The 21243-nt window shown below is 44.3% G+C and carries 25 protein-coding genes, 1 tRNA gene and 1 pseudogene; 7 read left to right on the top strand and 20 right to left on the bottom strand.

Features of this window, described 5'->3' with window-relative positions:
• Positions 1–11: 11 nt before the first annotated feature.
• From V3224_RS04085 to V3224_RS04000, 18 genes are all read right to left on the bottom strand, one after another.
• Positions 12–563: a phage neck terminator protein gene (locus V3224_RS04085; RefSeq protein WP_334468699.1), complete on the bottom strand. Its 552-nt coding sequence runs from the start codon at positions 561–563 to the stop codon at positions 12–14.
• Positions 553–942 carry a head-tail adaptor gene (locus tag V3224_RS04080; RefSeq protein ID WP_334468697.1) on the bottom strand — a complete coding sequence of 130 codons (390 nt, stop codon included), beginning with the start codon at positions 940–942 and terminating at the stop codon, positions 553–555. The genes V3224_RS04085 and V3224_RS04080 overlap by 11 nt, the downstream gene beginning before the upstream one ends.
• Positions 929–1477, bottom strand: a complete 549-nt coding sequence (locus tag V3224_RS04075) for a hypothetical protein (RefSeq protein WP_334468695.1) — start codon at positions 1475–1477, stop codon at positions 929–931. The genes V3224_RS04080 and V3224_RS04075 overlap by 14 nt, the downstream gene beginning before the upstream one ends.
• Positions 1474–1791: a DUF4054 domain-containing protein gene (locus tag V3224_RS04070; RefSeq protein WP_334468771.1), complete on the bottom strand. Its 318-nt coding sequence runs from the start codon at positions 1789–1791 to the stop codon at positions 1474–1476. The genes V3224_RS04075 and V3224_RS04070 overlap by 4 nt, the downstream gene beginning before the upstream one ends.
• Positions 1792–1834: 43 nt before the next feature.
• The gene (locus V3224_RS04065; RefSeq protein WP_334468693.1) at positions 1835–2113 is read right to left on the bottom strand and encodes an STY1053 family phage-associated protein; all 279 of its coding nucleotides are present in this window, start codon (positions 2111–2113) and stop codon (positions 1835–1837) included.
• A gap of 35 nt (positions 2114–2148) precedes the next feature.
• Complete coding sequence (locus V3224_RS04060; protein WP_334468691.1) at positions 2149–3090, bottom strand: DUF2184 domain-containing protein; 942 nt, start codon at positions 3088–3090, stop codon at positions 2149–2151.
• A gap of 11 nt (positions 3091–3101) precedes the next feature.
• Positions 3102–3620 carry a structural cement protein Gp24 gene (locus tag V3224_RS04055; RefSeq protein WP_334468689.1) on the bottom strand — a complete coding sequence of 173 codons (519 nt, stop codon included), beginning with the start codon at positions 3618–3620 and terminating at the stop codon, positions 3102–3104.
• Complete coding sequence (locus tag V3224_RS04050; RefSeq protein ID WP_334468687.1) at positions 3617–4834, bottom strand: DUF2213 domain-containing protein; 1218 nt, start codon at positions 4832–4834, stop codon at positions 3617–3619. The genes V3224_RS04055 and V3224_RS04050 overlap by 4 nt, the downstream gene beginning before the upstream one ends.
• A 4-nt stretch (positions 4835–4838) precedes the next feature.
• On the bottom strand, positions 4839–5594 hold the full coding sequence (locus V3224_RS04045; RefSeq protein WP_334468686.1) for a phage head morphogenesis protein: 756 nt from the start codon (positions 5592–5594) through the stop codon (positions 4839–4841).
• Entirely contained in the window at positions 5506–6903 is a 1398-nt protein-coding gene (locus tag V3224_RS04040) for a DUF1073 domain-containing protein (protein WP_334468684.1), read from the bottom strand. The genes V3224_RS04045 and V3224_RS04040 overlap by 89 nt, the downstream gene beginning before the upstream one ends.
• Complete coding sequence (locus V3224_RS04035) at positions 6900–8522, bottom strand: TerL protein (protein ID WP_334468682.1); 1623 nt, start codon at positions 8520–8522, stop codon at positions 6900–6902. The genes V3224_RS04040 and V3224_RS04035 overlap by 4 nt, the downstream gene beginning before the upstream one ends.
• 163 nt (positions 8523–8685) lie before the next feature.
• Positions 8686–9159 (bottom strand): DUF2280 domain-containing protein, encoded by a 474-nt coding sequence (locus tag V3224_RS04030; RefSeq protein WP_334468680.1) that lies wholly within the window; start codon positions 9157–9159, stop codon positions 8686–8688.
• 70 nt (positions 9160–9229) lie between these two features.
• Positions 9230–9679: a lysis protein gene (locus tag V3224_RS04025; protein ID WP_334468679.1), complete on the bottom strand. Its 450-nt coding sequence runs from the start codon at positions 9677–9679 to the stop codon at positions 9230–9232.
• Positions 9649–10131 (bottom strand): lysozyme, encoded by a 483-nt coding sequence (locus tag V3224_RS04020; protein WP_334468678.1) that lies wholly within the window; start codon positions 10129–10131, stop codon positions 9649–9651. Before V3224_RS04020 ends, V3224_RS04025 begins: the two co-directional genes overlap by 31 nt.
• Entirely contained in the window at positions 10091–10309 is a 219-nt protein-coding gene (locus V3224_RS04015; protein WP_334468677.1) for a phage holin family protein, read from the bottom strand. The genes V3224_RS04020 and V3224_RS04015 overlap by 41 nt, the downstream gene beginning before the upstream one ends.
• A 501-nt stretch (positions 10310–10810) precedes the next feature.
• Positions 10811–11242, bottom strand: coding sequence for an antiterminator Q family protein (locus V3224_RS04010; RefSeq protein ID WP_334468675.1), 432 nt, complete (start codon positions 11240–11242; stop codon positions 10811–10813).
• Between the two features lie 326 nt (positions 11243–11568).
• Positions 11569–13758: an AAA family ATPase gene (locus tag V3224_RS04005; RefSeq protein WP_442889822.1), complete on the bottom strand. Its 2190-nt coding sequence runs from the start codon at positions 13756–13758 to the stop codon at positions 11569–11571.
• Between the two features lie 3 nt (positions 13759–13761).
• A complete protein-coding gene (locus tag V3224_RS04000) occupies positions 13762–14001 on the bottom strand; it encodes a helix-turn-helix transcriptional regulator (RefSeq protein WP_334468770.1) in 240 nt (79 codons plus the stop codon).
• 325 nt (positions 14002–14326) lie between these two features.
• On the opposite strand from V3224_RS04000, the gene V3224_RS03995 reads away from it, so the two are divergent.
• From V3224_RS03995 to V3224_RS03985, 3 genes are all read left to right on the top strand, one after another.
• Positions 14327–15019 carry a S24 family peptidase gene (locus V3224_RS03995; RefSeq protein WP_334468672.1) on the top strand — a complete coding sequence of 231 codons (693 nt, stop codon included), beginning with the start codon at positions 14327–14329 and terminating at the stop codon, positions 15017–15019.
• 563 nt (positions 15020–15582) lie between these two features.
• Positions 15583–15750 (top strand): hypothetical protein, encoded by a 168-nt coding sequence (locus tag V3224_RS03990; RefSeq protein WP_334468670.1) that lies wholly within the window; start codon positions 15583–15585, stop codon positions 15748–15750.
• A 359-nt stretch (positions 15751–16109) separates the two neighbouring features.
• On the top strand, positions 16110–16874 hold the full coding sequence (locus V3224_RS03985) for a BRO-N domain-containing protein (protein ID WP_334468668.1): 765 nt from the start codon (positions 16110–16112) through the stop codon (positions 16872–16874).
• A 30-nt stretch (positions 16875–16904) separates the two neighbouring features.
• Here V3224_RS03985 and V3224_RS03980 read toward each other — a convergent pair whose 3' ends face one another.
• On the bottom strand, positions 16905–17777 hold the full coding sequence (locus V3224_RS03980; RefSeq protein WP_334467716.1) for an IS982 family transposase: 873 nt from the start codon (positions 17775–17777) through the stop codon (positions 16905–16907).
• A 332-nt stretch (positions 17778–18109) separates the two neighbouring features.
• On the opposite strand from V3224_RS03980, the gene V3224_RS03975 reads away from it, so the two are divergent.
• From V3224_RS03975 to V3224_RS03960, 4 genes and pseudogenes are all read left to right on the top strand, one after another.
• The gene (locus tag V3224_RS03975; RefSeq protein ID WP_334468666.1) at positions 18110–19030 is read left to right on the top strand and encodes a hypothetical protein; all 921 of its coding nucleotides are present in this window, start codon (positions 18110–18112) and stop codon (positions 19028–19030) included.
• Positions 19002–20321: pseudogene (locus tag V3224_RS03970) on the top strand (DUF2800 domain-containing protein). The gene V3224_RS03975 and the pseudogene V3224_RS03970 overlap by 29 nt, the downstream one beginning before the upstream one ends.
• Positions 20322–20336: 15 nt before the next feature.
• Entirely contained in the window at positions 20337–20891 is a 555-nt protein-coding gene (locus V3224_RS03965) for a DUF2815 family protein (protein ID WP_334468664.1), read from the top strand.
• A 74-nt stretch (positions 20892–20965) separates the two neighbouring features.
• The gene (locus V3224_RS03960) at positions 20966–21160 is read left to right on the top strand and encodes a hypothetical protein (protein WP_334468663.1); all 195 of its coding nucleotides are present in this window, start codon (positions 20966–20968) and stop codon (positions 21158–21160) included.
• Positions 21161–21162: 2 nt separating this feature from the next.
• Here V3224_RS03960 and V3224_RS03955 read toward each other — a convergent pair.
• Positions 21163–21237: transfer RNA gene (locus V3224_RS03955), tRNA-Lys, on the bottom strand.
• Positions 21238–21243: the final 6 nt, after the last annotated feature.

The raw sequence follows: 21243 nt of genomic DNA, 5'->3' as shown, positions 1-21243 counted from the left end.
TTAGATGATCGTTAGTGGATCAGTTTTGCATGATCGGTGACATCTGTCACTGATTTGATGTGATAGCGACGCACCACTTTGCGACGTAGATGAACGGTTATATCAAACCGGTTCACCCACTGATTGTTGATAAGCTCAGGAAAAGCATTAATTTGACTGTAACTACCTAAAGTAAGATTGGATTTATTCAGTTCCGCGTTATTTTGACTAAGCATAAGGCCATCACGAAAACGGGCGGCATAGTACATGCCGTCTTTTCCATAGAAAGAGGCCATACACGTTAAGGTCTCGTACTGCCAAAGTTCGCTTAGTTCATCACGTTGATTGACCATGGCGGGATTTGGCTCACTCTCAATATCGATGAGGCCAAACGCGCACCAGTTAGTATCAGGGGATGGCAACGGTGCCGGATCGCGTTGCCAGCGAGGTAAAACGTGTTTTGCGGGCAACCCCGAGACGCCACAAACCCAAAGGCTTAACAGACGATTTAAGCCTTCATTGTACAGGGCATTATCATCAAAGGACGTTAGCCATCCCGCCTCCGTACTGCTGTTATTGCTCATGAGCGATACCTCCGTCAAACGGCATTAGTTCACAATGCGCTTGAACAAATCCCGCGCCATAAGCGGTGTAAGGATCGACGGATTTCACCAGATATTTGAGCCCCTGATAAGTGACAATATCACCAATATGATGAGTTTCACCGGCTATTAATCGGGTGGTGGTGACAACCAGTATTCGACCACTCACTAGTTGACCCGATGTGCGTATTTGCGCTTCAATTGAACTATCTACAGTAACGACACCTGAAAAAGGAAAAGTGCTTTCTTTTGTCGAGGTGATACCTTCATCATCAATCAAAATTTCCCGTCGGGTGTAAGTGAGCGAGGTATCGCAAAAATCCGGATCAAAAAGCACATCGGTTACATCAAGCATTGGCATTTTTCTTCCTCACAACATAAGTGATAGCACGCCGATAGGTTCCCGTATCAATCAGCGGTTTAGCGTTGTTGTTATCGGGCGGTAAACCGGCTTTTCGATTTTCCAGCGCTTGCGCCGCCCCTTTACGTCCTCGTCGTGCGCGAGCAGCTAATGTACTGTCAGCCAGAGGGGTAAAATTGCTTTGGGTAATGACAGTCTGCACCCCTTGAACGGCGATTTGGCCTGCCCGATTTAACGCCTGTTCTGCTTTATCCGGCTGATCATCCAGAATGGCTTTAGCGGCAGATTTCAATTCAGCGGTGGTTTTGGTTTCCACTGAACGAATGCCCGGTATCAAATGCGGTCTGGCCGGAATGTTTTTTGCCGGTGAGCCAAACTCATTGATATAACCAATCGCTGCATTGCTAAAGGGAATGTCATCGCGATTGCTATTTTCAGCCGGAATACCCACCAGTACATCTTGCTTGGTCAGCTGATGTAAGGCAGCAAATAACTGACTTGTTTTATCAAGTCGTAGTGCGACACCACTTTTCACAATTGCCGTCCTCCTGCCCCAAACATCAGTACCCACTGATAAAATTCCGCGCCAAAACGGGTGTTGTTCCAAAATCCGGCATTGGGGTTTAACGTCATGCTGTTATCGTAACTGACACTGACCTTATCGACCGACTTAGCGGCTGCCACCCCTGAACTTGAACCGCCCAGACCCCCTGCCTGTAAAGAACGTGAATCCATGGCATAAAGCGTGAGGTAATGCGCAACAAATAACCCCACCCAGTAAGGAAAGACATCACTCCCTGAGACATTTTCACTGAGGAATTTGTCGGCTAAATTTAAACGAAGCTGAATTTGTGAATCAGGAAATTTAACCTCATCGTTAAACTGAGGAAAATCATTGCGGAATTGTTAGATCGTTGACAGGTGTTTGTTCCGTTGACTCATCGATACCCTCTTTATTTTCAGGTTCCTGGTTGATTTCTTCTTTCCCTTTTTTCTTGGTATTCACTGTTTCTTTGGTTTGCGCTTTTACGGGATTAAGGACAATACTATGCGCCTCGGTAAACCAATGCTCTGCCGTGCTTTTGCTGATCTCATGGATACCCACATCAAAATCGGTTCGTTCACCGGAGTCATGGGTAAGCGTAAACGCCGTATGCACTTGAATTTTCATAATCAAACTCCAAAAATGAAGCCCCAATACGGGGCTTAGATACCATCGCAATAGGCCAGTGTTTCCGGATAAACCGCTTCAACCGAACCCAGACGACCATAATAAGTCACCAATTGATACAATCCGCGATACTGGATAGGGATACTCTGTAACGGTACCATTGGAAAGCGAACATACTGTTTATCATTGGTATACGCGATCATGCGATCTTTGCTACTGACCCCCCGCCCTTTTAACCATTTCACCGCATAAATATTGAGTGGCACCCCGTTTTGGTGATAGGCAATGGTATTAGTTTTGAGATACGTCAGTAATGACTGGTTACCCGCACTAGAGACGATAACGCTGGATAGGTGAGCAAATTGTTCTGGTGGTATAAGTAAGTCGGTGGGAACCATCGAGTAGGCCGATGCTGCCCACGCATCACTGAGTATTTTATTAATACTGTCACGGATTTCATCAGCGGTGGACTGGCTCCAGGTTTTGGCGGCATTGTTAGTCTTGATATTGTCAAGATTCAGCAAGCCTTTAATGCCCAATCCGGTATCACCAATATAGACCTGTTCGTCCATATCCATATTCCATTTCAGACGCATCCCTTCATGTTTCTGTGCATCCACGGGGCGACCGACTTGTCTGGCGGATTGTAATTCGACAACCGTCCAGCCCAACTCCATTCCCCAAAGCGGCAAAGGGAAGCCGTATTTTTGAATATCGATATTGATGCTCGCTAATGCGGTCGAATCTGTACCAATCCAGTTTTTCCCATTCGGGTTGGCGCCACTGCCTGCCGCCGCAAAACCCGTACGGGTAAAACTCGAAATTTCATCCGCAATCGAGACATCTTCCCTGCGTTGGACATCCCGACTGTTGGTGTATTGCACCAAAGGCATATTAATCGTTTGGTCTAAACGCTCGAGCTCACCGATAAGAAAAGCACCGGTTGAGTCAAACGTGCGTTGGTCATATGTTAACATGGGTTAATTCCTTAAATTTTGTACGAGATTTCAACGTTGCCGTCAGCATCACCGTGGCCGGTAAACTCAGCATTATTCAATATCACGGTATTGGTTTTTTCTGATGCGCCTGTTCCCGTTTTCTCTTCAGCAATCAAAATAGCACCCAGCGGGCTTTTATCCGTTGCTCCTGCCACTCGCACATAGACCTTGGCGCCTTTTTTAACCTGTTGACTATCCACACCGATATTCACCAAGACATATCCGCGTTTTAGCGCATCGCCAGTAAAATTTTTCTCTTTGCCGACTTGCCGGATAAAATCCTGCGTTTGCGTCGTTGGATAAGGGCGAATATAAATGCCTTTGATGACGTCTGCCGTGTCATTTTCAGCAAGCGGCACAAAATAATCGCCGTCATATTTACCTGCTAGTCCATAGTCCGGAAAACCGTCTTTAGATTTTAGTAACACCGGTTCGGTGGTTAAATCACGGTAACGGGAGATTGCACCGGCGATACCCACTGGCATCCGGTATAAATAAGGTTTCATCATTGTTGTTTACCTCGTGTCGCCCAAAATTCGGCATTTGACTTGTTTAAATCCGCAATCGCATTGCCGGATTTTCGGATTGAATCGATAGTGGAGGTATTTGCGATATTGCGGTTTTTCGAAAGTTCTGCGACCGCATTAAAGGCCATATCCACTGTGCGCTTGGGTAATCGGTTAATTTCCGCATCGCCGACAATAGCGCGCACAATAGTTTGGTCTGCATTGGCTAACACCTGACGTTTAAAGGTGGTGGGTTTTATCGGTGTGGATAACGCTATCCCTGGCATAATCAACTCTGCTTTATACGCCGCATCGCCGGTAATGGTTTCTGCCTTTTCGTTTTTTTCCTCGTCATCAACCGTACCGGCTGTTTTATCCTCCGGTTTATCACTGCTATCAGCGGTTTTCCCCTCAAGGGCATCTAATCGGGTCAAAATAGCCTGAATGACATCATTAACACCCTCATCACGGGTCTCGACTTCGGTTTTTTCGGCTGGCATCGGGTGTTGTGGGCTAATATTAATATTGATTGCTTTTGGTAACTCACTTGTACCTTCATCACCGGTGAGGGATTCTGGCGGATTGTTTAAGGCTGATTCCATGGCCACGGCATCTTTCGTGCGGTGGGCACTTAATAGCCGCTTGAACCAGGTTTGCGTTTTATTTGACATACTGTCTCCAATTGCACATCGTATTCCCGCTCTGCCTTTAGGTACCAGAGCGACATGATTGCCAACGATTTCATACTGACGTGCGATGCCAGGCGCAAGCTGTTCATACTGCGCGTCATAGCCACACGAGACTTCGTCGTTGCCGTGATTAATTTCTTCAATGGCGAGGGCATCTTTGATAATTAAATCCGCGATTATCAAATCCAACTGTTCCCCTTCTCCGCGTCTGACGTTTTGCACATGCCCTTGCGCTAAATCGCGCCAATTGTCGGTGTCAACAAAAATGACATTGCCTTCCCCATCTTCGGGATGCAGCAGTGTGAGGCTCATGCCCTCAAAAGAGGCCAGCGTTTCAGGACGAAAGACTTCATCTTCGCTTCTTTCAACGAGAATTTGGCCACGATTGTCAGGCGTCAGATTCGGCAAATCCAAGGCGGAATAAACTTGCGTGCCTGTTCGGGCAATCGGAACGTTTTTACACAGTAGCGAGCCGTCCGCCATCTGATAACGGGTGTTACCCAGACGGGTTTTAAAAAAATATTTCATGATGTTATCTGTCAGAAAAAGAGACTTCACAGTAGCAACGGCAATTGGGTAATGCGCCCGCGTGCCCTGTCAACCCATCCAGGGTAGGTGGGTTGTGCCAGTTGACAAACTGCCCTTCCAGTTGTTTGTGGGAATGTCGCACGTCCCCATCATGGGCGGTGCGCCAGATATAGCCGTTTGAACCGATTGCCAATGCTCTCGCTTGGGTTAGGGCTTGTGTTGCTCGGCCTAGTTCGGTACGGACTAGCATCTTTGCCCGCGATGCCGCCACCTGACCGGATTGCGCTATCATTGTGGTAAAATGTTCAGGTCTTTCGCCGTTAACGACCGCTTCAATCGCTCGGTTTTGGATATCGTAGACTCTATCAGCGGCTTCAATCGGCAAGGATTTGATATACTCTATTTGCTCATAAACAATAGACTGCATCACATGACCTACAGGAGCTTGAGCAATTAACTGTTTGAGCTCACGGCTCATTTCACGGCTATTTTGCTGCCACAATTTCGCATTATCCTGTGATACCGTGTCGACAAATTTTGTCGCTACCCGCTTTGCCCAACTCGCGATAAGTTCGCTGTAATCCGCTAATGCTTGCTGAATGTCTAGCACTGAATCATTCGAACCGTCGTATTGTTGATTGATGATAGCCCCGATTTTACGAGCAACTTGACTAAGGCTCGTTCGATATTGGGTTTCCGCCCGTTTTGACCGTTGGTGCGTGGACAGCACTGAGCCTTGGCGGTGCTTCTTCTTCCTCATTCGCTATGTCCTCATCGGTGATGGTACTGCCTATACTGATAACATCGGACAAATCCCGTAGCGACGACATTGCCGCTTTTGTTGACAGCATCCCGCCATCTTGTGCCGCATTGAGCGCATTAATCATGTTAACTGCAACGGTAGACTTATCCATGTCTGACATTTGCCACAGCGGATTAAAAGCAAACGTAAAATCACCGGGTAACGGTTTACCTAATGCCGATTGATGGAGGATTTCAAACAGTTTGCGTAACGGTTGTTTTAGGCGCCTTGCTTGTTGTGTCGCGATATTATCGTAGTAATTGGCCAAATCCGCATCGCCGGTATTAAAGCCTGATGGCGATTGACCAAACAATCGGACTAAGGGAATACCAGTTGCCCCACTGATTTGTTCAGCAAACCGCGCCAATACGTTATCTAATCCTGAAAACGAATAGCTATGCGTTTCAAAGGTATCGTCAGCGTCCATGAGCGTCATGCCTTCATTACTCTGGTACTGACGTATCATGTTCATGTGTTTCATTAGCGCTTCATAACGCGGATCCGTCATACCAATGATTGAGCGGAGGTCTTTCACTTTAAATGTTCGCAAATGCGCTTTGTATACCAGTTGTGCAATGCCGGTTGTGGTGCTGTCAAAAGCGGTTAACCGGTCGAAAATACGTTCAATGACCGACATACCCCACTCATTCACGGTTTTGGCTTGCTGATAAGGGAGCGTCACACCGTCAAAACGGATCAGGCGGCTATGATGCACTTTCCAGGCGGGGATGCCGTTCTCAACGGTCACAATGTCGTAGAATTCGGGTTTTCCTAAGTCCTTGCTTAACGTTTTGATACGCCGACTCAAATCGGGGTTAACCTGCCAACGGTCAAGCGGTAAAATACCTTTGAATCTCCCTTGTCCTATCGTCTCGACGCGTAAGGGGGTAGAAGGCGCTTGCCCTTCTATCATAATAAGCCCTAATGCGCCGCCGTAGAGCCGTGACCACTTAATGGTGTTATTCAGGCTTTCCCAGATTTCCAGTTCATCAAATAAGGATTCGATTTCACCTTTATCGCTCGACTCCATTTGTGAGGTGATACGCACGCCTTTTCGGGTCATATCATCGGCGACAGTATCGACTGCCGCACCAATTATCCATGATGAGCGGTAAGCATACTCCAGTAATAACCGGTTTCGACTTGTCCAGTCAGGGCGATAAGTTGAATCCGCATGTTGATTGGGGGTTTGCATCCCGACTCGGGCGGTAAAATTCTCATACCCATCAACCGTTTTTTGATGTAGTGATTTTTTCTTTTTTGTCATGCGCTCCTGCCCAGTAGTGACCAAATTTCAAGTGAGGTGTTCATTGGGGCAAAGTTAATCATCACCGAATCGGCCAAATTGGGGGACTTTGTGCCATCGGGTTGTTTATCTATGACGATTTTTCCCACCGCGTTAATGGAATAGGTTGGTTGCGATAGCTCAACAATCAGTTTGTCTTTGAGTCGCATTGCGCCATGAATTGCAATCAGTTCATCCGGTTTAAATGGCTGTTTTTCTACCACCGCACGATAGACATTTTGAAAGCGCTTACGTAAATGCCACCAACTTTGTGCCTTGGCATTGGCGAAAAAATCCTTGTTTAATCGGGCGTTTTGTCCATCAAATCCAGCAACCGCCTCTTTATCCGGATCAAATACCCCACCACTACCGCGAAATGGCACGGCGTCAATACGTACAGCTCTTCTTTGTCTGCGCTGGTCATTGATAATACGTGCATCGCCTCGTACACCTGCCCCTAATCCATCTTCATCAAAGCGAAAACTTTCAAGCTGATATTTATCGGCTAAATTGAACACCTGCTCAACGCTGCCAAAAATATCACTGCCTTTTCCCGACCACTCTTCGATGCTCTCAAGCAAAAAACCATGACGCCAAGAAAAAGCGTTCTTGTCTCTACCCTCATCCGCCACATCAAAGGCGCCCAGGCGGATACCGGTTGGGTTAATGCCAAGTTTCGTGTGGGCATCAATCGCCGCCTGTACCCACTCTGCCGGAATCAAGACACCTTCAACCGACGCCTGATAGTTCAAATCCAGCTCTTGCGCCACAATGACCGGATTATCAATTTTCAGACACTCTTTTTCGTACCACGAATCATCTTTACGCGGGTCACTGCGCCAATGAAAAGTAAACACCGGAATACGGCCACTGTGACGTTTTTGAGCAAACGGGTTAGCCATACCATTGACCGAGCTTAAATCAATGCGACAACGTGTCGTTTGCGATAAGGCGGCATCAATCAATAGTGGACGAGGTAAAAAGGCGGCCTCATCAACAAAATAGAGTGTCGTCCGGTCACCGCGTCCGATATTATCCCCTGCTTCCCCTTTGATAATGGCGCCTGTGTTTGGGAAATTGACCCGCATATAAGGCGCATGCTTTTTCGCTTCCCATCCCCCCCTGAATTCTTGAGGTAGCGTTTCCACAAATTTTCGCGCTTTCCAAAATAGCGCTTTCGGGTCACCCGTGCTGTCAACATACTCCTCTTTGCGGGAGCCAAAGCCAATCACCATTTCCTTGTTGAAGAGGCATAACGCACAGGCTAACGCAATTGACGTCCAGCTTAAGCCCATTTCGCGGCTTTTTTCGGTAATGCCGTTTTCGCGCGAGCGCCAGCGGGTCATTATCCAGTCAATCCAGGCTTCCTGTTTCGGGAACAGCAAAAAAGGAATAGTCACCGGTAGTCCATAATCAATGTTACGTGGGTCTGTGGTCATGCCCCAGTCAATGATAAATTGTGCAGGGTTTTCCTTGTAAAATCGGGTTAATAGTTTAAGACTTTTCGGCTGCTCACGGAGACGCTTTAATCGCTCAGCACGCCACTCAAACACCTGGACATAATCCGGCTTTTTAAAGTCAAAAGGGAACGGTAATGGCATAGGAATTTGTCCGGAAAAAAGCGAGTCAAAAAAATATTTCGCACATAACTGTGTGCATAAAAAATATAAAATAGGAAGTAAATTTCAATAAGATATTGATATTAAATTGATATTTTTAATTTAATATTATTTTTATTCAAAATAAGTTAGCTATTTTAACCCTTTACCCCATCAATTTTTTATAGGCTTCTGCCGCCTGTTCAGGCGTCATGTCATGGGTGATTAATTCAACCTGACTATGCGAAGTTGCTGAATGTTCTATTTTCTGTTTATTCGTATACGAATCACCGCACTCTTTAGCCGCCTGCTCTATCATTTGTGCCGTGAGCAAAAAATTATCCATCGACTCTGTTCGAATAGCCATGCGGTTTAACACACGCAGTCGATACGCTTTATTGGCAATAGGAATGTCACTAATCTCTTTTTTGAATCGCTCTCTCGTAAAGTGAAAGAGATCAACCCATTTTTGACCAAGGCTTTTTCCAATCGCTTTTGTGGGGTCATAGGAAGAGACCTGTTGTACGGTCAGCGTTAATCCATATTCCAGTTTCACCTGTTTGAGCACCTGAGTTGGACTATCGAAACAGGCTAACGACTGCACGATGAAAGCCTTAACCTCTGGAGATAATGCCGCCATTGATGTCGTCCTCCTGCTAAGTTAATATAATTTATTCTGGTTAATTTCAATCGACAACACGCTTATTGCTTCATTGACACTGCGTTTCAATGTACTGCCGTAAATATTCTGTTTGCTTTTCGTTCTCAATCATCATCTCTCTGAGACGGAAATAATCCTGTCGAGCTGCTTCACCAAGTCGTGGGGTGGCTTCATCATGTCGGCTTTTGGCGGGGGTGGTTTTAGGTATTGGACACACGGCGTTGACGCGCAACCGCTTAGTGCCAGCGCGAACAGCATCATTGAGCTTGGTAATTTGAGCTTTGGCATTATTCAGTTCCTCGGTGTGTTTAATATCGAGCTGGTGCAAAGCGTCGATCTTCTGCTGCTGTAATTTCACGGCTTGGAGTTGAGCGTGATATTGCTGTTTTAGCGTTTGGTAGTTTTGTTTGACGTTTTGATAACGGGCGTTGATGAAAATTAATGCGAGAATTAACCCCACAATAATCACTACGACAAATGCGTAAGGTCGCCATAACATATTACGCTCTCTATTTCTCGACGGGTCATTAGTCCTTTCCACTTTCTACCATCGACATAAACCCATCGCTTCATCTCATCACAAGCACCCTTTCGGTCATTCGCGTTGAGCTTTTTAAGCAACGTCGATTTAGCGAAATTACCCACACCCACGTTATAGGCAAATGAATAAAGGGCAGCTTTGGTCAACGTATTGATACTGACCTTAACCAACGGGTCAACATAACGCTTAACTGCTTTCAAATCGTCATTAAGCCACTTGTCACATTCAGCTTTGGTGTACGTTCGATTACGCTTAATATCGTTGCCTGTATGCCCGTAGCAAACAGAGAGAATACCGCCCCCGTCAAAATAGGGCTTAAGTCTCAACCCTTCAAAATGGGTTATCATGCTTGAGGCTAAAAACAACGCACTACCGCCTGTCGCCATCAATATTTTTTTCGGTATCTTCATACTGACGCTCTTTTAACTTGAGTTCCTTCCATTTGTAGTACCAGTTGACTAAGCAGGTCGCAACCGTGCAGGTTATCCCTATCAGGGCGACCCATTGGTCAATACTAAAACCCATCAAAGTCGTTAGAATACCGGACAAATAAGCATTGAGGGTTGAGTGTTTTTCAAACATACGCATATACCCTCCCGTTGAGGGTTCCATTGCTTTAAATTAAAAAGGGAGACAGCCGCTTTACTTGTTTATGTTTAACAGCTTGTTGGCTATTACGGTGGCGTAAATGAAAAAACCCCGCAAAAGCGAGGCTTATTAAATTTATGTCTAAATAAACTTGATGTTTTTCAGACCTTATTAGTGTCTCAATGCGACATTAATTTGATTTCAGAATCAATTAGCTTTTTCAACCATTTTTCGAGCTTCTCGTAGGAACTGTTTACTTCCTGATATGTAAACACTTGACTGATTGCATTTTGAGCAATCACCTTCGCCTATCCAGCCGTTAAGGTATTCAACTTGCTCCCATCTAGGTTCTAAAACTGAACCGCACTTGGGACAGTATTGATATTTTCCAGGCGTAAATTCTCGTTTCATTTTTTTTCGATTTAACGCTTAACTCAAAAATCATTTTAATGCTTACCAACGGTGGCTATCCGATGGACGCAAAAATTCATCATGGGCACTTTAGCATACCTTTTGCGGCCGCACTAGTGTTTGATAACTGTTTGTATGATATTTATACAATATGTCGATATCTAATTGAATATCAAGGGTTTCTAGACATCCCAGAACAAATCCTTCCGCAATTTGCATTCTTTTTCGCACCTCATCCTCGCGTACTGCAAACTTTCGCGCGATAGCACGTTTGGATATCCCTCTGATGTAATAACCCTCAATGTAACTCAGTTCTCTAGACATACCCACCGTGTTGAGGCGACTGACGCACACATCAATCACCAGCCCGTCCGCATCACTACACGATAAGCGATTTGCGCCTGCAAACGGCATGAAACGATTAAAGCCCGATGCCACCGGCAACCAGCTCACCGCAGCATACGGATTACCCGCACACCAGCCACCCCAGTGGAGTAGTATTTTCTCGATGTCTCTGCTCATGGTCTTTTCGCTCCTGTTGTGAACGGGAATGTTTTTGCCGCTCGCGTTTTAACTTCAATTCAGGCATTTCAGCTTTTGCATATTCATTTGAACTGAATAAAACCGCAACGGCTCGAGCGCAACACAATACCCCCCTCACCCCCTAAAGGGGGTGAGGGGGGTATTGTGTTGCGCCTTCTCGCTAGCCGTCATGTTGCGCCTTGTTGCGCTAAAAAATCCTTTAAAATCAATGATATTATTTTTTGTTGCGCTTTGTTGCGCTTCATGTTGCGCCTTGCTTTCGATTAACCTTAAAAATTGCATATTTATATATAGTAATTGCATATCTATTTAATTTCATCTCTTGGTTGATTTTGGCTTTTTTGTTTTTCTTGCAAACTGTGAAAATTTTTCCGCTCATCTTTTTGGTCGTTTTCTTCCCGTTCAAGTGCTAATATCGAATCGTAAATAACGCCATCAGACGACTCAGAAACACCTTGCGACTTTTTCATTCTTGAGATAACCGTTCGCAGAATATTTGATTCCATACCTAAATCTTTCCATCTTTCTCGTAGTACTGCCCGTTCAATACGTCCGCCGGCACTGTCTAATTGCTCCCAAACCCAAACTTCATGTGTATCGCGCTTTGTGGGCTTGCTTTCGTCATCAAAAGCGGTGATAATTTCAGCGAAAGGAACATCTTCAAACACACGTTCGGTTGTTAAACGTACCGGTTCGTAGATCTCTCCTTCCGTACTGGTATAGTCGTTATTAACGCTTTCGTTTTGCTCAATAACGTAATCGGGTAGCGCTACTATAGGGACGTGATAGCTTTTAGTAGGTTGGGTGGGGCCAGTACGCTGTTTCTCATTGATAAGGTTAACAGACTCACCCACCCGCTCTACCTTAATAACCGAATCCACGTTTGCAAAAGCCGCATAAGAGCCGCGCATCCCTTTATTACCGTCTTTCCCTGTGTGGTGAATGAAAACTACCGCTGCGTCGATTTCTGAAGCAACTTTGGTCGCCCCCGCCAGAAATTTAGCCATATCCCCAGCACTATTTTCATCACCGGAGTTCATCGACTGCGATAACGTATCCACCACAACCATACGTACCGGCTCTCCGGTTACATCTTTTATACGTTTAATTTCTTTCAATACGCCATTGACTACCTTTGGCTCTGCCAAATCAGCCGCTCGCGGTAACGTGTAAAAGTTTTTGATAGGTTTACCGTCATTATATTTATCGGCCCATGCGCCTACTCTTGGCGCAATCGAGCTCCCACCTTCTGCGGCAATATAGAGAACAGAACCACCCTTTATGTTCCTTCCTGCCCAACGCTGTTTCATCAGGGCAACGCGCAAGCTAATTGACAAGGCGGTATACGATTTAAAGGTAGAAGAAGCGCCATAAATCGCCGTTACGCCGACAGGAATCAGCCCCTCAACAATAAATTTTCCAGGGGTTCCATAACCGCCCAAATGCGGTTGCGATACAGGTAATTCAATCTCACTGGTAGCTGCCGTTTTCAATCGCGCTGCCCCGGGATTTACCCATCCTCTTTTCTGTGCAAGGGCAAAAATCGACTGATAACCCGTGCGTTCAGCCTTTAGTTTACCGTCATCCCACCGCTTTGCTGCTATATCGACATCATCTTGACTTCCGCCATCTTTGGCAGACCATTCTAACCAAATCGATCTCGCCCATTCTTCAAATTCCGTTCCAATAAACCATGCAAGACGACACCCCATTGCTGACCAGGCATCGTGTTTATCGCTTCTTGGTGCTGCATCAGCCAACACAAGTGGATGAAACATAGCTGAACGTAAATCTTCAAACGTCTGGTCATTAATATTTTGCAAATCGACTAGACGGGTTAGATCGTCATTATCAGTCTTAGGCACATCGATATGCTCAATAACAGGCGTATTATCCGAGGCTAAAAGCGTATCAACATCAACTACTGTGCCTTCGAAACTTTCATACTTTGCCCCTTCATGAGGAGCAAAAACCATATGCGAAGGCTCATAGACAGAGCGATCCCACTTAATCACCAGATCACTAAGCAATTCGAAACAATCCATCAACTCCTGCTCAATCCGTGGTCCTAGCGCTTTGTACTCTAATGCGGTCACTTCACGGGATAACAAAAAACCAATGCGCCAGCGTTGTTCACCCTGAGCAACAGGATGTTCATGACTGGCAGTGGTATAGGCAAAACATTGATAAAAACCGAGAATGCCTGAGAGCATTTCCCACGCATCCAAGGTACACCCATCCATGTCAAGCCATAACACGCTGCGGTTACCCGCATTAAGTGCGTTACGCCCTTTCTTGGCATTTTTCATCGCACCCCAGATATAATTAAGGGCTTTTTTCTTTTTGTCGAAAACGTCTTTTGGATCGGTTGGACTAATATTAATAGGTTTGGTTAATTTTTTGATCGCCTGCTGATACTCGGCAAAAGAGCCAGCAACAGCAGGACTCGGGCGCTGATCACTCACACTACGCCCGACAGAATAATTGATTTGCATGGGTTATTTGGCCTTTGACTTATTAGAAGAATTAGTCATTTGCTTTAAATAAAATTTTTCTAGAGCAACCATCGTAGATATACGAGAATCCTTAGTCTTTCCAGTCAGTATTCGGCTTATTGAAGGTTGTGTAATACCCGTATTAGCTTCTATTTCTGATTGAGTTAATCCCAGTGCTAATAATGCTCTGACGATTTCTATAGGTGATTTCTCATACATGGTATTTCTCCAATTTAGTTTTATTTAGTCGCTAAAAATACCAATTCGCATAAATATTTGCAATGCGAAAAATTTATTTAAATTCAATTATAATATGCGTAAAAGTATATTTTGAATTTAATATATACACGAGTTTCGCACAGGCCTATAAAATTCTAGAAATGGCTTAAAAGTAATGATTAATCTGCAAGTTACTGAAATGCATAAATTCACTTAATTTACAATAAGTTATATTTAATTTATAAGGTTTTATCTATTTACATATTATGCTGAATTAAACTTAAAAATAGAGCGTTTTTTTATTGGTGCGAAACTCGTGATATAATTTATAGGGGATAACATAATGGGAATGGGGACTCAAAATTTAAATAAGAATATCAAGATATTAATGGATGAAAAGGGGGTAAAGAGCGTTGCTGAACTATCACGTCGAATTGGGATGCCACAACCAACGCTACATAGAATGTTAAGTGGAGAAGTTAAAAGTCCACGATTAGAAATAGTTCAAAAAATTGCTAATTTTTTTAGAGTCGAAGCAAATGAATTGCTATATAAAGATTTAAGCACAACAAATATCTCTGAAGAAAGAGATATAACATCATTCACAAGGATCGAACTCAATGCCATTCCGTTTAATTTTTGTAAGGTTCCTGTGTTAGGAACAACACAATTGGGTGGCGGTGGATATTGGAATTCCAAAGAATCATCGATCGAACATGACTATGGTTATATTGTTTGGCCGACGGAGGATAAAGATGCTTTTGCGCTTCGTTGCCAAGGCGAATCAATGATGCCACGAATTCAACATGGAGAATTCGTTGTTATGGAACCCAACTATAAATATAAACCCGGTGACGAGGTTCTAGTTCAAGATGATACCGGCCAGGTTATGGTAAAAACATTTCTTTATCAAAGAGATGACGTTATTCATTTGCTTTCTATTAACGCTGATCATCCACCAATACGTCTCGCAGCGTCAACCATTAAAAAAATCATTTACGTGGCAGGCATTGCTAAGGATTCTCTTTACCATAGAGACTAAGTGAGTACTTCTACTCAAAGCCCAATACGATTCATTAAAAAATAATGCGAAAAATAATTGACTAAATGTACTTTTCGCATAATATTATCTATGCGATTATGAATAAAATGATTTATAGAACACACGCTCTTTAACAATTTAGAAAGTCGGAACAGCACAGATTTTTCTGTTTAGGACCCCTGCGCATAAAATGCGATGTACCGTCAAACGCGATCCGGTTGGCGAGAAGATTAGCCCCATTTGGTAAAAATGGTCGTGAAAGGGCAACACTGACAGAGAAAGAAATGCAAACGCTAAAAAACACTAATTATAGGTCATTTTGCGAAGTGGCCTATGGTGAGTGATTTTTCTAACCTACGGTCACAAAATACCAATAATTATCTTTATTATCTGAAAAATCGAACCACAAAACACCAAAACAGTCGGTTTTTAGGTGTGTGAAATAACCAAAATACAGCCATTAAGTTAAAAACCAACACCAGGGCACTACCAATATGGCTGTAAATATAATCCGGATACCACCTGCACACACCGCAAAAATTGATTTGTATTTAGGAGAAATGATGAAATTTGAAGAATTAAGTGAAAAATCTCAAGAGAAAGCCGGTGAAGCTTTACTATATGCATTACAGGCGGAGATGGATTCAAATCGCGCTATCGATAATGTCAGGGCGAAAGCACTTGCATCGGCTATCAGAGATGGTTTTATTGCGCTGGAAACAGAAGAGTAGCCATCAAACCCCATTTTGTAACCCATTCCATAGGAAAAACTACCATGCAAAACATCAACCTTTTTGCAATACCCATTGACGAAAGAAGAAATCATGCGCTATAGTTTATTTGCATCTGCAAAATCAGATGCCGGGATTCGCATCTCGCCGTAACTAAACAGGCGCATAGCACGCCTTAAGCGTGTTTTTTTATGCGTCAGTCTGCCATATCAAAGAATCAATGGTGGGCTGGATGGGGGAGCCGTAAGGCTCGCCGGGTCCTGTTTAGCCGGTAATGCGAACTCCGTCCAGTTCACCGCCCGTTAGATTCGCATCTTAAGGTGGTGATTATCCTCTTAACTAAACAGGTAATCATTACTATGACTACTTTAATTTTCCGTAATACTATTCTTGAAACTATCTCTCATAATGGAAAGATCTGGTTTACGTCTGCTGAACTTGCTAGAGCTTTACAATATTCGGACGCAAAACGTGTAACAGTTTTATATAATCGTAATAACGATGAATTCACTAACGAAATGACCGAGGTACTCAATTCGAGTACCGTTAAAAACGCTCCATATAAAATTCGTATTTTCTCTTTACGAGGTGCACACCTAATTGCTATGTTCGCCAATACGCCAGTAGCAAAAGAATTCAGAAAATGGGTGCTAGATATCCTCGATAAACAAACAGTTAATCAAACCTCCAGCTTTACACCAAAATATCAACCGAAAGCCGTAGAGCGTTTTACCCATTCGGATACACGTAACCTAACGCATTTAGTCTGGTGTATGACAAATGGCTTTCGGTTTGAACAGTCATGGACTAGAGCGGTGTGGCTGGCATTACGTGAAGTGACGGGCACACCCTCACCTGAGCGTTTTCAGGTAGAGCATATCCCGTTGATGGCTGACGAATGCAGACGCATTTATTATATCACCGAGTCATTGCGCCAGATTATCAATGAGGCTGAAAAGCAGACGATTAAGCGACTTTTACGCAAGCGTGAGAATATCGATACCGTATTAGCGGAAATAAAACAGCTTTTTGAGCAATTTCACCATCAACAAATCGGGCTAATCACCGCACGCACCGATCACTGGTATGAAGGTGAACTCACCCATTTCTTAGAACGCCATTAATTAACCTGAGTTCGGGATAAGCATTATCAATTATACTTGAAGATACGTACCTGCAACAGGTATTTTTGGTTTAGATGGCATTAAACAATATGCAACCAGTCCGCCTAATAAATTCACTACAAAGTTAGCCGGAGAGCGATGTCGCGTATGCTCTATTTGACAAAGATTTTTTAACTCATCAAATACCGTTTCAATGACAGAACGATGACGCAAGATGGCTTTGTCGAAACAAGTCTGTTTAATAGGCTTCATTTTCTTCTTGATATTCGTTATAAGGCTAATTCCCATCGTTTTGAGTTGCTGTTTCAGTGAAGCCGATAAATACCCTTTATCTGCGTACAAACAACCAGAAAGATCCTTTGTCAGCTCAGGCAATGGTTTCCGATCATCGGTGTTTCCTGGTGTGAGTCGAAAACTGAGTATTTCCCCCAAATGATTGATAATTACATGAAGCTTGAAACCAAAGAACCAACCTGTTGAATTTTTTCCCCGTTCAGCTATCCCATTGAAGACTTTATGTCTGCGGATCCGTAAGTTATCACACACCGCTATCGGAGTAGAATCGGCAACCGATAGCCCCGTGCATTTTCCCTTAATTGACTCAAACAGTGCCGTTAACGCTAAGGCACTACGCGGAAGTAACTCTACACAGCGTGAATAGGATGGCAAGTTAGGAAATTCCTTCCGGAGATATAAGCGGACATAATAGAGATAAAATACCTTGAATTGCCTGAATCGGAGTTGATGAAACAACACAACCAGTGTCATCATTTCCGCCAACGAAAGCTGAGTAGACCGTCTACGACGCTTAGTACCGTTAGTCAGCAAATATTCATGCATTTTTGGCTCGAAGTCTTTGCAAAAATCATCCATCAGGCAATAAAGTTCAGTAAGATTTTCCATAATTGTTTAACAATGCTCTACTCTTTAACCAGACTGTTAGAGTATTTTAACAAAACAGGCTCATTCAACTATTTGAATATCAAGACTTTCTCTTTATTTCTTATCCCGAACTCAGGTTAATTAATCTTAACGCCCCTTTAAAAAGGGGCAATTTTTCATCAATTTAACTATTGAGAGATTCCTACATGCAAAAAGCAAAAATCCTGTCATCGGAGCGATTTCCGATGAACAACAACGTCCGGCGTTTACGCTATTTACAAAAATTAGAAGCGCTAAAACGCAATGTCAATCACCAGTTCCCTGTCACTGTATACCGTTGAGGTCGACGCAAAATGCTTACCGTAAATACTCCCCTGCTGGCAAGACTGGCAGAAAACCACACGCAAATGATCATGGCGCACAATCAACTGGCCGAAGCCCATAAAATATTAATCAGTCAGTTAGTCGGACACCCTGAAAATGACCCGAGTGACCCAAACGAACCGACAAAAGCAAACAAACCAAACCCCTTTGTGCCGGATGTTAAACCTCAACCTGTTGCGGCATCTGCTATGGCCGAGCCTCAAGAAGTGATTGAGCCTAAAATTACTATCGAAGTGCCCACTAAAGCCGAAGACAAATCAGCACAGGTTATTGCCGAGAAAAAGGTTCAAACCCCCAAGGTAGAAACGAAACCTGCTAAAGCCGTTAAACCGATTGTTGAAGCACCTAAAGTAGAACCGGTTGATATTGAATCGCTTGATTTGCGTCACGTCGTCGCCCTGTCGGTCTTGTTTGGAGATAAAGCAGTAAAACCTGACAATACGCAAATCGCTAAAGCCAAAGCCACTTTTGCGGCCGAAAAAGCAGATAGCGTTACCGGACAAATTGATGCGCTTTATTGCGCTTTAAACGGCATAAGTAAAATTAAAACGCTCTCAAAAACATCGACTTTTGATTTATGCCTAAAAATGCTGGCCAATTGGGGTAATCTCCATGGCATTACAGATCGCCGTGAATTTGCCTTGTCATTAGTGCCTGAATTGCCTACCCCAGCAGAAGCCAAACCGATTAATTTTAAGGCACTTCGCAGTGAGGCTTCCGCATGCATTACTCAACTGGTCAAAGGCGGATATCGCAATGAAGCACTGGATATCCTCGCCTCATTCAACGCTAAAAAGATGGGTGACGTTACCGATGACAATCTGGTTCAGTTTATCGAGAAAGCCCAACGCGTTTTAGCCGATGATAACGCCGAGGGCAGTGATGGCTGAACATGCAAAACTTTCCCCCTCCTCAGCGCATAGGTGGATGAGATGCGCCGCTAGTCTCGCAGTCGAGGCCACCTTACCCGATAAAACATCGCCGTTTGCGGAAGAAGGCAGCGCGGCGCATGCATTAGCGGAAAGTCTCTTAACAATGCGCCAAAACCCGTTTAGTGAAGGTTGTAGACGAACATACGGTTTTGATGCAAAAGATTATATTGGCACATATCCGTTGCTAAAAGCCAATTCGCCACAAGTGGATGAGGAGATGATTGAGCACGTCCAGACCTATGTTGATACTGTCTGGCAACTGGCGGACGGAAAGCTCTTACTGGTTGAAGAAAGCGTTGACTTTTCAGCGGCCATTCGCGTAGAGAATTCATTCGGTACCGCGGATGCGATTATTGTCAGTGAGGACGAGTTACAAATCCATGACCTTAAATACGGTAAAGGCGTTAAAGTAGACGCCCTGAGCAATGAGCAACTTATGCTCTATGCCCTGGGGGCGTAACCTCAGTTTGACCTTGTTTATGATTTCAAAACGGTTCGTCTTTTCATCCATCAACCTCGCCTTAACCATCGGTCTGAATGGACGCTATCGGTTCAAGATTTAAAAGACTTTGGTGATTTGGCCAGATTAAGGGCGCAAAAAGCCATGGAGATGGCAACCCTTGCCGAGCGCAACGGGCTTGATGCGCTACCCGATAGTGCCTTTTCACCGGGCATCAAGCAATGCCAGTTCTGCAAAGCTAAAGGCGGATTGTGTTTTGCCCAGGCGCAATTTGTCCATAATGAAGTCAGAGGCGATTTTGTCGATTTAACACAACCGCTGGCACCACAACTAAGTGATGCACCAAAACGCATTACGCTACTAACCCCTGAGCAAATGGCAACACTCTACCCGCATGTCGATTTGATAGAGAGCTTTTGTAAAGCCTTACGAAATCGGGTAGCCGAGGCATTACATAGCGGGCAATCGGTGCCAGGTTTTAAACTGGTTACGAGCAAACAGGGGAATCGTGTATGGGGTGATGAACGTGAAGCCGAAACGCTGTTAAAAAATGCCAAACTTAAACAGGAGCAAATCTACCACAAGAAAATTATCAGCCCACCACAGGCTGAAAAATTGCTTAAAAAAGACAAACCGAGTCGCTGGGCAAAACTGGAAGCGCTTATTCAGCGAGCAGACGGTAAACCCGTCATCGCACCGGAATCAGACCCAAGACCTGACATTATTACTAACCCCTTAAACGACTTTGACGATGTGACCGAAGCGTCACTCGCTGATAAATCCATCTAATTAAAAGGTAACGTGATGAAAATCAAATTAAACAACGTACGTCTGGCTTTTCCTGATTTGTTTGAACCCTCTCAGTTTAGTGGTCAGAGTGAATTTAAATACCGTGCCACTTTCCTAATCGCTAAAAGTCGTACTGACCTGATTGAGGAAATCAAAGCCGGGATCAAACACGTGATTGGCGAGAAATGGGGCACCAAGGATATCGAAAAAATCTATAACAGCATTTGCAATAACCCTAACCGTTTTTGCTTACGCGATGGGGATAGTAAAGAGTACGACGGGTACGCAGGAAACCTGTATATCGGTGCTAGCAACAAATCTCGTCCGTTAGTCATTGACCGCAATACCTCACCGTTAACCGCACAGGATGGTCGCCCCTACTCAGGCTGTTACGTTAACGCCACTATTGAGTTTTACGCCTATGACAATAATGGTAAAGGGGTTTCAGCGTCATTAAGAGGCGTTCAGTTTTTCCGTGATGGCGATGCGTTTGCAGGGGGCGGCGTGGCTTCTGTTGACGAGTTTGACGACCTGAGTATGTTTGAGGAAGAAGAGTTATTGGCAAGTTAACACCAGGGAACTACCGCGGCCTGAGGTAGTGAAACAATCAGGCACCGCGCTAAATTCCTTTAGGAGGCTTAAAAATGAACTTAGATAATATGTGTAGAACCATTACGCTCACTAACCCCAGTAACAACAGCCGTTATTTACTTAACTTAGCCCAACCCGTTTTCGCCGATGAGGAAACCAAAACCTTAATCAATATGATCCAACTACTAGCTGAAGAAAACCAGTACCTGAGAAAAGAGAATAAGCGATTGGCAAAAAGCCATCGGTAAAATGGAGGGCTATGCAGGGTTCGAACCTGCAACCGATGGGCCAAAAGCCCTCTGCTCTATCATTAAGCTAATAGCCCAACACC

Source organism: Arsenophonus sp. PmNCSU2021_1 (genome assembly GCF_036919435.1).
GTDB classification, from domain to species: domain Bacteria; phylum Pseudomonadota; class Gammaproteobacteria; order Enterobacterales; family Enterobacteriaceae; genus Arsenophonus; species Arsenophonus nilaparvatae.
Note: the sequence above shows the minus strand (reverse complement) of the source record. Positions and strands in the feature narration are given on the sequence as shown.

What these genes read in the sequence shown, in the direction of transcription:
- V3224_RS04085 (WP_334468699.1), bottom strand. Translation starts at nt 563, where the DNA reads ATGAGCAATAACAGCAGTACGGAGGCGGGATGGCTAACGTCCTTTGAT.
- V3224_RS04080 (WP_334468697.1), bottom strand. Translation starts at nt 942, where the DNA reads ATGCCAATGCTTGATGTAACCGATGTGCTTTTTGATCCGGATTTTTGC.
- V3224_RS04065 (WP_334468693.1), bottom strand. Translation starts at nt 2,113, where the DNA reads ATGAAAATTCAAGTGCATACGGCGTTTACGCTTACCCATGACTCCGGT.
- V3224_RS04060 (WP_334468691.1), bottom strand. Translation starts at nt 3,090, where the DNA reads ATGTTAACATATGACCAACGCACGTTTGACTCAACCGGTGCTTTTCTT.
- V3224_RS04055 (WP_334468689.1), bottom strand. Translation starts at nt 3,620, where the DNA reads ATGATGAAACCTTATTTATACCGGATGCCAGTGGGTATCGCCGGTGCA.
- V3224_RS04050 (WP_334468687.1), bottom strand. Translation starts at nt 4,834, where the DNA reads ATGAAATATTTTTTTAAAACCCGTCTGGGTAACACCCGTTATCAGATG.
- V3224_RS04045 (WP_334468686.1), bottom strand. Translation starts at nt 5,594, where the DNA reads ATGAGGAAGAAGAAGCACCGCCAAGGCTCAGTGCTGTCCACGCACCAA.
- V3224_RS04040 (WP_334468684.1), bottom strand. Translation starts at nt 6,903, where the DNA reads ATGACAAAAAAGAAAAAATCACTACATCAAAAAACGGTTGATGGGTAT.
- V3224_RS04035 (WP_334468682.1), bottom strand. Translation starts at nt 8,522, where the DNA reads ATGCCATTACCGTTCCCTTTTGACTTTAAAAAGCCGGATTATGTCCAG.
- V3224_RS04030 (WP_334468680.1), bottom strand. Translation starts at nt 9,159, where the DNA reads ATGGCGGCATTATCTCCAGAGGTTAAGGCTTTCATCGTGCAGTCGTTA.
- V3224_RS04025 (WP_334468679.1), bottom strand. Translation starts at nt 9,679, where the DNA reads ATGTTATGGCGACCTTACGCATTTGTCGTAGTGATTATTGTGGGGTTA.
- V3224_RS04020 (WP_334468678.1), bottom strand. Translation starts at nt 10,131, where the DNA reads ATGAAGATACCGAAAAAAATATTGATGGCGACAGGCGGTAGTGCGTTG.
- V3224_RS04015 (WP_334468677.1), bottom strand. Translation starts at nt 10,309, where the DNA reads ATGCGTATGTTTGAAAAACACTCAACCCTCAATGCTTATTTGTCCGGT.
- V3224_RS04010 (WP_334468675.1), bottom strand. Translation starts at nt 11,242, where the DNA reads ATGAGCAGAGACATCGAGAAAATACTACTCCACTGGGGTGGCTGGTGT.
- V3224_RS04005 (WP_442889822.1), bottom strand. Translation starts at nt 13,758, where the DNA reads ATGCAAATCAATTATTCTGTCGGGCGTAGTGTGAGTGATCAGCGCCCG.
- V3224_RS03995 (WP_334468672.1), top strand. Translation starts at nt 14,327, where the DNA reads ATGGGGACTCAAAATTTAAATAAGAATATCAAGATATTAATGGATGAA.
- V3224_RS03990 (WP_334468670.1), top strand. Translation starts at nt 15,583, where the DNA reads ATGAAATTTGAAGAATTAAGTGAAAAATCTCAAGAGAAAGCCGGTGAA.
- V3224_RS03985 (WP_334468668.1), top strand. Translation starts at nt 16,110, where the DNA reads ATGACTACTTTAATTTTCCGTAATACTATTCTTGAAACTATCTCTCAT.
- V3224_RS03980 (WP_334467716.1), bottom strand. Translation starts at nt 17,777, where the DNA reads ATGGAAAATCTTACTGAACTTTATTGCCTGATGGATGATTTTTGCAAA.
- V3224_RS03975 (WP_334468666.1), top strand. Translation starts at nt 18,110, where the DNA reads ATGCTTACCGTAAATACTCCCCTGCTGGCAAGACTGGCAGAAAACCAC.
- V3224_RS03965 (WP_334468664.1), top strand. Translation starts at nt 20,337, where the DNA reads ATGAAAATCAAATTAAACAACGTACGTCTGGCTTTTCCTGATTTGTTT.
- V3224_RS03960 (WP_334468663.1), top strand. Translation starts at nt 20,966, where the DNA reads ATGAACTTAGATAATATGTGTAGAACCATTACGCTCACTAACCCCAGT.